This window comes from Pseudorhodoferax sp. (assembly GCF_047601025.1).
Classification (GTDB): Bacteria; Pseudomonadota; Gammaproteobacteria; order Burkholderiales; family Burkholderiaceae_C; genus Pseudorhodoferax.
The window spans coordinates 4996459-5009431 of sequence record NZ_JASGJZ010000001.1 but is presented as its reverse complement, the minus strand read 5'-3'; the positions used below and the strand labels follow the sequence as shown (position 1 = coordinate 5009431).

Below are 12973 nucleotides of genomic sequence, written 5' to 3'. Positions count from 1 at the left end.
GAGCCACCTGCCGCGCGCCGCACAGACAACAATGCACGATCGGCTGCCTCGGGCACCATTCGTTCAAACTGCCGCACCGGAACGGGCAGCAGACTCCATAGCCTTGGCGCACCCCTTCAACGCCACCGGTTTCTTCAAGCTGAGGCTGCTGGAAGCCCCGCCGGCGCTGGCGAGTTCCTTGGTTGCGGCCTTGAACTCGACCTTGCCAGGCGCCTTGAGGGTGATGTTGCCGCCCTCCAGATGGATGGCGGCCCCTGCGGCGGTGAGCAGCACGTGCTGCGGCGCGGCGATACGCACCATGCCAGTGGTACTGGCGACGTCGATGGCCTTGTCGGCGGTCAGGCGTGTGGCGCCGGTCTGGCTCTGGGAGTTGACGCTGCCGCTGGCGGCGTGCAGGGCGATGCCGGTCTCGGTGTTGGGCTTCTGCGGGTTGGCGGCCTTGCCGTAGGTGAAGAGGACGATGCCGTCCTTGGCGGCGAGGCTGTGGTGGGCCTGTGCGACGTGCTGGATGTCCTGGGCGGCGGCCAGGGCGGTGGAGGCGCCGGAGGAGGCGACGTGGGCGGCCGGGGTGTGCAGGGCGATGCCAGCGGGCGCGGCGATCACGAGGTCGGGCCGGCCCCAGGCGCTGACGGTGCCGGCGCCGCCGCCGATGGTGGCCGTCCCGTCGCCACCGTCCTGCGTCTCACCGCGTTGCTCCGTCCCGGCCAGGCTGTCGTCGCTGGCCCACAGGCCGTGCTCCACGGGCAGCTGCCGGGCCTTGTCCTCCTTCTTCGCGCCCACCACGTCGGGCTCGGCGCCGAGCTTGGCGTTGTGCTTGTGGGCGGTCTCGGCCAGGGCATGGAGCAACTCGCGGCCCTGGTCGAGCTGGGCGCGGGGCTCGCGCGGGTCGATGTGGCGGGCGCTGTCGGGGCGCCGGTGGGCGCTGATCAGGATGCCCTGGCCGGCGCGCACGGCGCCCCAGGCCTGGGTGGCCAGGTCGAAGCCGTGGCCGCGGGGCTGCAGGCGGCGGTTGTCCACCTGGTGCAGCAGGTGGCCCAGCTGCAGCCGGGTCTGGGCGCTGCTGGAGGCCAGCTCGATGCGGCCGGCGCCGGGCGAGTCGTCGAAGACGAGCTGGTTGTAGCCGCCGCTGCCGTGGCTGCTGGCGGCAAGCTCCTGGGTCTTGATGCCGGCGAGCACGGCCGGGTGCTGGTGGGCCTGCAGGCGGCCCTCGGCCCGGGCGCCGGGGAACCAGGCGGGGGCGTCGCCCACGGCCCCGGCCGCACCCGCACCGGCCTGGTTGCCCTGGGCATCGGGCAGGCCGCTGCCGTTGTAGACGCTGCCGACCACGACGGGCCGGTCGATGTCACCGCCGAGGAAGCCGACCAGCACCTCCTGGCCGACGCGGGGGATGAAGTTCTGGCCCCAGTTGGCGCCGGCCACCGATTCGGCCACGCGCACCCAGGTGCCGCTGTGGTCGTTGGCCGGGGCGTTGTCGTCGCCGGAGGGGGCTGGCAGGCGGTGGCTGCCGCTGGCGCCGCGCTGCCAGTGGAACTGCAGCTGGATGCGGTGGTCGCGGTCGGTGTGCACGGGCCCGCCGGAGCCCACGACCAGGGCGGTCTGCACGCCGTGGACGGTGGGGCGGGGGCACAGGCGCACGTCGGGCAGGCCGTGGGCGTCCAGCGCGGCCAGGCGCACCGGCAGCGCCAGGCGCTGCAGCTGCAGGTGGGTTTGGTAGACGGGCTCGTCGCCGGCATTGGCCGGGGCGGTGGACACATTGGCGCCGGCGCGGTCCAGCGCGATCGCGCCCAGCAGCGCGTGCACCTGGGCCTTGAGGTCGGCGCGCAGGTTTCAGGTCAGAGCCACACCAGCCATGCCAGCCAGATCCACACCGCGACGGCCGAGGCGATCCATATCCCGGCAATGAGCTTCTCGTGCGGCAGCATCGGCATGTCATTGGGTTCCGAGCCCGCCGGCGGTCGCATCGGCCCACCCGGGGCCGCCATCTCTTCATAGGCCTGTGGCCACTTCGGTACCCGCGTCGTGAACTTCACCGCCAGGCCCTGCGTCAGCTGCCACGGCCACAGGAAGAACGCCACCGGCGCCACGATCACCACACCAAAGACCATCCACCCCAGGCTGCGCTCCTCCTTGGGGCGGCTCGGATAGTCGCGCATGAAGCCGCCGATGAGCCCCATGATGTCGAAGAAATTGCGCCAGCCCCTTGGCCGGAAAACCAGGTGTCGTTTGACCGCAGGCAACACCTGCGGGCCGTGCTCCATGAACAGCCGGCAATATTCATAAGCGGCCAGCGGCGACTCGCGATCGAGCACGGCAGAGCCAATCTGCGCGATGCGCGGCAAATTGCCCTCGAAACGGACCTCGCCATCGGCGTCCTCGTCGACCAGCAGCACCGAGCGGAACCGGTTGACCTGGTACGGCGGCATGCCCACGCTCTGCGCCACCGGCTTGATGGCGTCCCAATCCAGAACGATCGGCCCCTGCTTGCGCGACGCCCAGACGTAGACCTTGCGGCTGGCCCTGTCAAAGCGCAGCGGGGCATCTGTGTAGCCGAACAGGTCGTTGATCAGGATCATCGCCAAGAAAAAACCACCTGCCGCAAGGAGAATCAGCATTACTGGGCCAAAAATAAAAGTGGCAATTCCTGCGTCAGCTGTCAATAACGGGATTCCGGCAATGAAAAATATGGCGTAAAATATAGAAATAACAGTCCCGGTTCCGAAGGCGGCCACCAGCCAGATCATTCCCTTGAGGTTTGATAAACCTTGTCCAATCTCCAAGGTCGTGCCATTGCTGCGATAAACCAGATCATCACCATTCGGTCGCTGACCTGTGCTGCGTCCAACCGACCCTAGGTATTGCCATGCCCGCGCGCGCTTGTCCAGTGACCCATAGGCGCTGAATACTCGCCGTTTTTTTTTGGACTGCGCCATTACTTGCTGTCTGTTAATGTGCGCTGATCCAATGTCTTGGGCAGGACAAATCCTGGCATGCTCCGTTGATCAGGCCAGTATTGGATGTCAATCTGTGCTTTCTGATATTGGTTATCGTCGATCTTCATACGGCCTCCATAACTGCGTCCACCGGTTTCGATTCGTGGTGGTGTTGTCCAAAGAAAGCTCGGATTCTGAACGATCTGGCTGGGATTGGATGGTGCTGAACTGATCACTGCCATGTGCGGATCCGTGACGCTTTTTCCTAGCATGCGTGGACGAATCGTCTCGTGGAATACTTCTTTCCGGCCGGCGCTGCCAATAAGTGTAACTTTGCAGTCAATCACACTATCTGCTCCTGCGCCCGGTAAACTTATATTAAATTTAAAACCGTCGTAAGCACTGTAAAAGTTGGCGCTGCCTGACGCCCGTGCGATTAAGCCGGAGTGGCTGATCCATTCCACTTCAATGCTCATGGCGTACATCACATCGTTAATGCCATCCATCTCGTCCTTGACCGATAATTTCTTGCTGCCTGTGCCATAGCTGCTGCCAAGTAGCCAAGTCTCCAATGGTGTATCCGTGTCCTTGATGGCTTGCCATAAAATCACCATGCCTGCACCAAGGAATAATATTGAAGCGGCGATCCATCCCCAAACTGGAATAACTGCAGCGGCAGAGCCCGCGCCTGCCAGAAAGGAGAGCGCTCCAGTGAGTGCTCCAGCGGCATTAGCTATCGCCAATGATCCTGCAACTGCGGCGATGCCTGAAAGAGCGAAAGCGACCGATGATCCAAAATAGTTTGTGGCTGCATCTCCATCCCCTTTTTTGATTCTTTGTACTCCCTTTATGAACAATTGGATGGCTTCAGCAAACGCAGATGCTCCCGCCAAGGCTCCACCTAGAAAGGCCACTTGCGCTATCCGCGTTGCTGCAAATCTTCCGGCCATTTTTTCCATGGCGCCTGCCGCGATCTCAACGGTCACTCCGGTAACACCAAGAATTCCAGAAGCGATGCCGAAATATGCATCGGTCTTATCACTAACTTTGGAATCTACCGCGTCTTTGGCACTGTTGGCCAGATTCATCGATTGCAATAGAAAGCCAGCCCATGCAAACCCGCCCGGTAAGGACTTAGAGAAGCTCACCAGTGCTTTGAAGGGATTGGCCGTTGGAGGAGGGAGCGTTGAAAACTTGGCTGAGATCGGAAATGCCGGTATGTCTTTTGCTAACTCTTCCGGCAGCCACAACTCCATCACTCGTACGCGCTCTGTGGTGGTCTGGGTTGCGGCAAAGGCGTAAGCATCAACGCCGTTGGTGCCGACCACATAGACTTTGCGACTGCTCTGTACTTCGAGATCTAACAATCGTTTTGCGCCGGCCTGTGGTGGACCAAAGGCCGCTTCGGCCAGCATCAAAGTTATTTGTTGCTGGTTTGCGGCGAGAAAAGCAGGGGCCACCGTGACCTGAGTGCGGGCGGTTACTATCGCCAGTACACGCCAACCAACTACGCGATACAGACTGGGATTGGCGAGCCGCACACGCGTTACTTGGCTGGCCATTGCCGTGCCGATGACGGCCATGGCCTCGTTCTCTGTGCGTTTCGCTAAATCATCCGCGAATCGAGTTTTAATTTCACGCAGATTCTTGGCGACATCTGTGAATTTGTCAATTTTCCCGACGTCAGGCAGCTCTTTGCCAAGAAGGTAGTCGGCCAGGCTGGGATTGAGGGCCGTGGCGGCACCCCACAACGTGGACGTTTTGTCACGCGGATCTTCTTGGAACCACGCATCCCACAATTGCTCTTCGGCAGCAGTCCTGACCGCGCCGTGCAGGCACGCTGCGGTGGCCATCTGTCGATCTTTGGCCGATTGGTCGTCTTGTGGGTCGAAGTCGTGCCACCAGGCAGACAGCATGGCTGGCGCATTGACGACCGCTACATCGTCCGACATGGTGTTGATCTTCTGCTTCCAGGGCTCGACTTTTTTGTCGTACGCCAGGCGATCAGCGGTGATCTGCTCCGCTTGATATTTTGGTTTGTAGCGCTTGTTCCATTCACCAGTCTGACCATTTTCGGTGAAAGATTTCTCAAAGCCCAATATGACTTCGCCGATGAAGCGCTTGCGCTGATTCTGCGCCAGATAGACTGCGAGCTTGCCGGTTTCGGCATTGCGCATGGCATTAATTTGCTGCGCCGTGCCGAGGTTGTCGTCAAGCAGGATGATGGCGCCTGTTTTGGTTTGAGTCTCTTTCGATATTTCGGCCATCTTTGCGGCAAGCGCCGCTCCCTGTCCGCCGCGTGCGGCCAGAGGTGTAGTGATCCGGTTATTAATCAGGCCGCGTGTCGTGCTGCTAACATAATCGGCCACCCAGTTTATGGCTTGCGCAGACATCGCCGTGCCGAATGCTACTTTGCTGCCCTTGCCGAGTGAGCCCGCAGCTGCGGCCATGACGTCGAGCTTGGTCATCCGCTTATCGCGACATCCATCCTTGTTTGTGGCATAGGCGCGAAGCACGGCAGGGGTCCACCGATAGCGGCTGAATGCCATCCAAACGGCAGCGTGTTTGGTGGGATCAATGGCAATGACTTGCGCAGGGATGTTGTCGCCATGGCGCTTGCATATTTCGCTCATGGGCGCTTGACTGGCGGCATTCGCGGGTAGCTCGCCAACAGGCATACGACGAAACAATCCGTCGCGATCTACAAGGTAAGCATCCCAACTCAGGTCGGGCCTCAAAACGTAGAGGAAGCCGGCAGGCAGAGATCTCATCGCATACCAATGAGCTTTCAGGTCATTGGCATTGAGGCCGCCGTCCAGTGCTCCAAATTCGGCATTGGCACCACGCAGATCATTTGGCAGCGGTAAGGGAATGACCGGAAGAATTGCTAAACCGCTCTTCACACAATCAGCGCAGCCGCCTCTAGCGGAGCCTGTAGGCGTCGTGCTGCTGGCGGCTTTTTGTATGGCAGTCTTGACGCTTGGCCTTTGCGCAGTCGTGCTCATGGTGCGACCTTTTTCCTTGTTCGCATTTCGTTGTTGTGCTGTGCAGGTTGTGCCCAGCGACCGTTACTCACTTCGGCCCAGAATGTGTCATCAAAATCCGCCAGTACTGTGCCGATAGATTTATTTTCTCGCGCCGCAGCCTGGAGAGCTGCGGCGACTAATGGATGTTCGTCGAACCGATCATGCGAGGTCAGTCCCGCAACCGCAAAAACAATACCGTCTCCGTCTGCGGCCAATCCCCAAGTTTGGGCTGCCCTCGTTAGAAGTTTCTCGATGCGTTGCGCCTGGGTTGGTGTTGGGTCAATTCCAAAATCCTCTCCTATCGTCAGAACTTGATTGGTTGGGCCGATCAGGGATAGGCGGTCCCATATTTGATTCTGAATCTGTAGGGGGGTTCTCAAGGGTTCAATTTCTTTTTTCGAATCTGGCGTGAAGAGTTGAAGTTGTCGTTGCGGACCTATGGTCAGCCAAGAGCCAATGTTGTTCGAAATCTCCTCCCAGAGTGAGGCGGGAAGGATTCTGGGTAGGTGCCAAATAACTCGTGGATCCCAATAGCGTAGATACCAAGGCTGCTGTTCTTGTGGTTTGATGCGTGCCAGTTGAGCTAGGCGTCGTGCTGTTTGGAATGGGTTATCATCACCAACAATCACACCGCATACGCTACGTGCGCCAGGACTTTCTTGACGGAGACTGAGCGACTCTTCGATTGCGAAACGCAATGCCTCATTTACGATCCGCTCTGCAGAACTTTCGTTCGGCAAGTGCAAAATATACGGCTGACGCTCCGGATCGAAGTCATTGTGAATAAATGGCAGGCGAATTATATTTTTTTTGACCCACGCTTGTGCTGAAGCATCCAGATCTACGGAGTCGCACAGCAGAACAATTGGATCGACAAGCGTTGGATCGATGAATAGGCTCAGTGGCTCTTCGCGAGCATGGCGTCGCAATGTCGCGATGGCCGGCTGAATTAGCGCCTCTACGAGATTCATGAAAGGCTTCGCCTTTTCAAATGGCTGCTCCGGTACGGGCAGCTGCCTGTAAGCTCTTGGCACATCCCTTTAGAGCGCTGGGCTTCTTGAGTTGAAGCTCAGCGGAAGCCCCGCCGGCGCTGGCGAGTTCCTTGGCGGAGGCTTTGAACTCGACCTTGCCGGGCGCCTTGAGGGTGATGTTGGGTCCATCGAGGTGGATGGCGGCCCCTGCGGCGGTGAGCAGCACGTGCTGCGGCGCGGCGATGCGCACAATGCCAGTGGTACTGGCGACGTCGATGGCCTTGTCGGCGGTCAGCTTTGTCGCGGCGGTCTGGCTCTGGGTGTTCACGCTGCCGCTGGCGGCGTGCAGGGCGATGCCGGTCTCGGTGTTGGGCTTTTGCGGGTTGGCGGCCTTGCCGTAGGTGAAGAGGACGATGCCGTCCTTGGCGGCGAGGCTGTGGTGGGCCTGTGCGACGTGCTGGATGTCCTGGGCGGCGGCCAGGGCGGTGGTGGCACCGGAGGAGGCGATGTGGGCGGCCGGGGTGTGCAGGGCGATGCCGGCGGGGGCGGCGATGACGAGGTCGGGGCGGCCCCAGGCGTTGACGGTGCCGGCGCCGCCGCCGATGGTGGCGGCTGGGTCGTTCTCGCCATCGTCCTGCGCGCCGCGCTGCTCGGTGCCGGCCAGGCTGTCGTCGCTGGCCCACAGGCCTTGCTCCACGGGCAGCTGGCGGGCCTTGTCGTCCTTCTTCGCGCCCACCACGTCGGGCTCGGTGGCGAGCTTGGCGTTGTGCTTGTGGGCCGTCTCGGCCAGGGCGTGGAGCAACTCGCGGCCCTGGTCGAGCTGGGCGCGGGGCTCGCGCGGGTCGATGTGGCGGGCGCTGTCGGGGCGCCGGTGGGCGCTGATCAGGATGCCCTGGCCGGCGCGCACGGCGCCCCAGGCCTGGGTGGCCAGGTCGAAGCCGTGGCCGCGGGGCTGCAGGCGGCGGTTGTCCACCTGGTGCAGCAGGTGGCCCAGCTGCAGCCGGGTCTGGGCGCTGCTGGAGGCCAGCTCGATGCGGCCGGCACCGGGCGAGTCGTCGAAGACGAGCTGGTTGAAGCCGCCGCTGCCGTGGCTGCTGGCGCAGAGCTCCTGGGACTTGATGCCGGAGAGCACGGCGGGGTGCTGGTGGGCCTGCAGGCGGCCCTCGGCCCGGGCGCCTGGGAACCAGGCCGGGGCATCACCCACGGCGCCCGCAGCACCGGCGCCGGCCTGGTTGCCCTGGGCATCGGCCAGGCCGCTGCCGTTGTAGACGCTGCCGAGGACGACGGGGCGGTCGATGTCACCGCCGAGGAAGCCGACCAGCACCTCCTGGCCGACGCGGGGGATGAAGTTCTGGCCCCAGTTGGCGCCGGCGACGGATTCGGCCACGCGCACCCAGGTGCCGCTGTGGTCGTTGGCCGGGGCGTTGTCGTCGCCGGAGGGGGCTGGCAGGCGGTGGCTGCCGCTGGCGCCGCGCTGCCAGTGGAACTGCAGCTGGATGCGGTGGTCGCGGTCGGTGTGCACGGGCCCACCGGAGCCGACGACCAGGGCGGTCTGCACACCGTGGACGGTGGGGCGGGGGCACAGGCGCACGTCGGGCAGGCCGTGGGCGTCCAGCGCGGCCAGGCGCACGGGCAGCGCCAGGCGCTGCAGCTGCAGGTGGGTTTGGTAGAGGGGTTCGTCACCGGCGTTGGCCGGGGCGGTGGACACGCTGGCACCGGCACGGTCCAGCGCGATCGCGCCCAGCAGCGCGTGCACCCGGGCCTTGAGGTCGGCGCTGAGGTTGCTGCGCGCGACGTGGCGGGCCGAGAGGATGACGAAGCGGTCGCGCGCGGGGTCCAGGCCGTCGTGCAGCGGGTGGTCGATGAGGGTGAAGGTGGCGCCCGGGGCGGCGTCGCGCAGGGTGCCGCTGGCCTGCAGGCGCTCGCGGTGCGCGTCCAGCGCCTGCATCTGGCGCAGCGCCAGGCGCTCGCCCTGGGCGGTGTCCTCGTAGGCGTACTGGCCCGGCACGTCCACCAGCGCCAGGTGCTCCAGGCCGGCGGGCACGCCCTGGCCGGTCTGCTGCACCGGGCGCAGGTCCAGGCTGCGGTAGTCGGCGCTGGCCTGCTCCAGCCGGGCGGTGGCCACGCGCGCCTTGCGGGCCAGGCGCACCAGGCTGTCGCTGGCCTGGCCGGCTGCGGCCTGGGTGTAGCGCACGGCGCCCAGGTCGTGCTCGAAGGCGCCGTTGTGGTCGGCGATCACCAGCGTGTGGGCGCCCAGGTGCTCGTCGGCCAGGTCGCCGTGGTGCTCCCACCAGCAGAACAGGCCCTCCTCGCGCAGCAGCCGCTGCACGAAGGCCAGGTCGCTCTCCTGGTACTGGATGCACAGGCTGCGGCGCGGGTAGGCGGCCGGGTCCAGCAGCTGCCAGCGCCAGGCCGGCACCAGCCGGCCCTGGGCCGAATAGTCGGCGAACACCTCTTCGATGATGTCCACCACCGTCTGGTCCTGGAACACCCAGGCGTCGCGGCGGTGGGCCAGCATGGCCAGCCAGGGCTGCACCTGCAGCCGGTAGCGCGCCAGGCCGCCGTCGCTGCCCAGCAGCGCGGCCTGGGTGACGTGGCCGTGCCAGTGGCGCAGGCTGCCGTCGGCGCGCGCCAATTCCAGCAGCACCGGCTGGCCCAGCAGGCGCTTGAGCTCCAGGTGGGTGTCGGCCGCCAGCGCGTGCACCGTGGCCTGCAGGCCGGCCGGCGGCGCCTCGGCATCGGCATCGCCGTCGGCCATCGGGCCGATGCATTCGTGCAGCGCCAGCCGCTCGGCCAGCAGCACGTCGGGGCCCAGCGGCGTGTGCAGCCGCAGCAGCCGCGTGCCTTGCACCGGCGCGCCCGACAGCGCGGCCAGGAGGGTGTCGTACAGGCTCATCCGGTCACGCCGTCAGACCGCCGTGCTGTCCGGCAGGCGCTCGATGCGCACGATGCGCAGGCGCGGCATCTGCTCGAACTGCAGCCACCAGGTCTGGCGGCCGGCCGCCACCTGGAAGCCCAGCCGCGGCGAGCCGCGGTACGGCCCCGCCAGCGCCTGCACGCGCCAGGCGTGGCGCGACATGGCGCGCAGCACGTGGCTGGCGTCGACGCGCACGCGGGCGTCGGCCTCTTCCAGCAGCTGCACCAGCCGCTGCGGGCCGGCGCTAGGGTCGATGTGCAGCGCCAGCAGGCGCGGCGCCAGCCGGGCCCAGCTGTCTTGCCGGCAGGCGGCGGCCAGGCTGGCGTGTTGGGGGTTGCTCATGGGGTGCGCTCCGTCGTTCGCAGGTTGTGTCAGGCCACCGTGTAGCGGAAGTCGCCATTCTTGGCCGCCGTGACCTTGATGCGCTGCACCGCCGCGCCCTCGGCCATGCGGGCCAGCACGGCTTCGGCGATTTCAGGCAGCAGCGTGCCGTTGAGGATATGGTCCACGTTGCGCGCGCCGGTGTCCACCTCGGTGCAGCGGGCCAGCACGGCCTCGACCAGCCTGGTGTCGTAGTCGAAGGCGGCGCGGTGGTTGGCCTGCACGCGCGCGGCGATGCGGTCGAGCTTCAGGCGGATGATGCGTTCCAGCACCTCGTCGCTGATGGCGTAGAAGGGCACCACCTTCATCCGGCCCAGGAAGGCGGGCTTGAAGACCTTGTACAGCGCGGGGCGCACCGCCTCCAGCAGGGCGTCGGGCGGGGGCATTTCATCGGGCGTCTTGTTCAGGCAGGCCTGCATGATCTGGCCCGAGCCGATGTTGCTGGTGAGGATGATGATGCAGTTGCGGAAGTCGATCTCGCGGCCTTCGGCGTCGTCCATCAGGCCTTTGTCGAACACCTGGTAGAACAGCTCCAGCACGTCGGGGTGGGCTTTTTCCACCTCGTCGAGCAGCACCACGCTGTACGGGTTGCGGCGCACCGCCTCGGTCAGCACGCCGCCTTCGCCATAGCCCACGTAGCCGGGCGGCGAGCCTTTCAGGCCGGAGACGGTGTGCGCCTCCTGGTACTCGCTCATGTTGATGGTGACGAGCTTTTTCTCGCCGCCGTACAGCACGTCGGCCAGCGCCAGCGCGGTCTCGGTCTTGCCCACGCCGCTGGGGCCGACGAACAGGAACGCGCCCTTGGGCTTGTTCGGGTCTTCGAGCTGGGCGCGCGAGGTGCGCACGCGTTGCGCCACCGCCTCGATGGCATGCGACTGGCCGAGCACGCGCTCTTCCAGCAGCGGCTTGAGCTGGAGCACGGTGCGGATCTCGTCCTTGACCATCTTGCCCAGCGGGATGCCGGTCCAGGCGGCCACGATCTCGGCCACCACGTGGCCGTCCACCTGCATCGGCACCAGCGGTGATTCGCCCTGCAATTGGGCCAGCTCGTCGAGCTTGGCCGTCAGCAGGGCCTGCTCGGGCGAGGGCGCCGGGGCCTTGGTGGCGGCGGTCTTGCGGGCGGGCTTTTTCTTCGCTTCGGGGGGCGGTGCCGCGGGCGTTTCCGGGGTCTCGGGCGCGGCCGTGGCCGGCTGCGCTTCGAGCTGTGTGCGCAGCTGCTGGATCTCGCCCACCAGCGCCTTCTCGGCGGCATAACGGCTGTTCAGGGCGGCCAGCGCGGTCTCGTCGGCCTGGCGCTCGGCGCGCAGCTCGGCCAGCGCGTCGGCATGCGGCCGGCCGGCGGCGGCTTCGCGCTCCAGCGCGGCGATCTCGGCGCTGCGGCGCTCCAGCCGCTTGACCAGGTCCTCGATCGCCGCCGGCACCGCGGCCTGGCCCAGGGCCACCTTGGCGCAGGCGGTGTCGAGCACGCTGATGCCCTTGTCGGGCAGCTGGCGGCCGCTGATGTAGCGCGCCGACAGGCGCACGGCCTCGGTGATGGCTTCATCGAAGATGCGCACGTTGAAGTGCTTTTCCATCAGCGGCGCCATGCCGCGCAGCATCGCGCTGGCCAGGGCTTCGCTCGGCTCTTCCACCTTCACCACCTGGAAGCGGCGGGCCAGGGCCGCGTCCTTCTCGAAATATTTCTTGTACTCGCTCCAGGTGGTGGCGGCCACGGTGCGCAGTTCGCCGCGCGCCAGCGCGGGCTTGAGCAGGTTGGCGGCGTCGTTCTGGCCGGCCTGGCCGCCGGCGCCGATCATGGTGTGGGCCTCGTCGATGAACAGGATGATCGGGTGCGGGCTTTTCTTCACCTCGTCGATCACGTTCTTCAGCCGGTTCTCGAACTCGCCCTTCACGCTGGCGCCGGCCTGCAGCAGGCCCATGTCCAGCACGTGCAGCGCCACGCCCTGCAGCGGCGGCGGCACGTCGCCGGCGGCGATGCGCAGCGCCAGGCCTTCGACCACGGCGGTCTTGCCCACGCCGGCCTCGCCGGTGAGGATGGGGTTGTTCTGGCGCCGGCGCATCAGGATGTCGATGGCCTGGCGGATCTCGGTGTCGCGGCCGATCACCGGGTCGAGCTTGCCGTCGCGGGCGCGCTGGGTGAGGTTGGTGGTGTACTGGTCGAGCGCCGGCGTCTTGCCGGGCGCGCCGGGCTGCGGGGCATCGGCACCGGGCGCGTCGTCGCCGGCCGGTGCATCGGCGCTGCGCAGCGCATCGGCGGCCTCCTGGCTGCGGGCAGTCAGCTCGGGCAGCCGGTGCTTCAGCTCGTCGAGCTTGAACTTGGTGAACAGCTTGCTGCCGCGGTAGGCCAGCTGGCTGAGCGAAGGCTCGGTCAGCAGCGCCAGCAGCAGGTGGGCGCTGCGCACGCGGGTGAGGTGCGATTCGAGCGAGGCGATCAGCCAGGCGTGTTCCAGCAGCGTGGGCAGGTGCGGGCTGAACACCGGGGTGCGGGCGTTGCCGTTCTTGAAGCGGCCGATCTCGGTTTCCAGGTCGCGCTGCAGCGCCTCGACCGGGATTTCGAAACGCCGGCACAGCAGCACGAAATCGCTTTGCGGCTGTTCCAGCAGGGCCAGGAACAGGTGCTCCAGGTCCACCTCGTAGTGGCCGTGCGCCATGCACAGGCTGGCGGCGCGCTCGGCGGCGCGGCGCGTGGTGTCGTTGAGCTTGGAGATCAGGGTCTTGAGGTGGGTGGCCATGGGCGAGGGCGCCGCG

General features: G+C 65.6%; 7 protein-coding genes. All 7 read right to left on the bottom strand.

All coding sequences use genetic code 11. The features are described 5' to 3' along the window. Positions 1–63: 63 nt before the first annotated feature. The 7 genes from QM782_RS23090 to tssH are packed head-to-tail and all read right to left on the bottom strand — an operon-like array spanning position 64 to position 12957. The gene (locus QM782_RS23090; RefSeq protein ID WP_415205207.1) at positions 64–1800 is read right to left on the bottom strand and encodes a type VI secretion system Vgr family protein; all 1737 of its coding nucleotides are present in this window, start codon (positions 1798–1800) and stop codon (positions 64–66) included. Positions 1801–1832: 32 nt separating this feature from the next. Beyond that, entirely contained in the window at positions 1833–2930 is a 1098-nt protein-coding gene (locus QM782_RS23085) for a DUF6708 domain-containing protein (RefSeq protein ID WP_415205206.1), read from the bottom strand. Continuing rightward, a complete protein-coding gene (locus tag QM782_RS23080; protein ID WP_415205205.1) occupies positions 2930–5935 on the bottom strand; it encodes a T6SS effector BTH_I2691 family protein in 3006 nt (1001 codons plus the stop codon). The genes QM782_RS23085 and QM782_RS23080 overlap by 1 nt, the downstream gene beginning before the upstream one ends. Further along, the gene (locus tag QM782_RS23075) at positions 5932–6927 is read right to left on the bottom strand and encodes a hypothetical protein (RefSeq protein ID WP_415205204.1); all 996 of its coding nucleotides are present in this window, start codon (positions 6925–6927) and stop codon (positions 5932–5934) included. Before QM782_RS23075 ends, QM782_RS23080 begins: the two co-directional genes overlap by 4 nt. 16 nt (positions 6928–6943) lie before the next feature. Then, complete coding sequence (locus QM782_RS23070; RefSeq protein WP_415205203.1) at positions 6944–9823, bottom strand: type VI secretion system Vgr family protein; 2880 nt, start codon at positions 9821–9823, stop codon at positions 6944–6946. Positions 9824–9835: 12 nt separating this feature from the next. Next, positions 9836–10186, bottom strand: a complete 351-nt coding sequence (locus QM782_RS23065) for a hypothetical protein (RefSeq protein ID WP_415205202.1) — start codon at positions 10184–10186, stop codon at positions 9836–9838. A gap of 29 nt (positions 10187–10215) precedes the next feature. Further along, a complete protein-coding gene (gene tssH / locus QM782_RS23060; RefSeq protein ID WP_415205201.1) occupies positions 10216–12957 on the bottom strand; it encodes a type VI secretion system ATPase TssH in 2742 nt (913 codons plus the stop codon). Positions 12958–12973 lie beyond the last annotated feature (16 nt).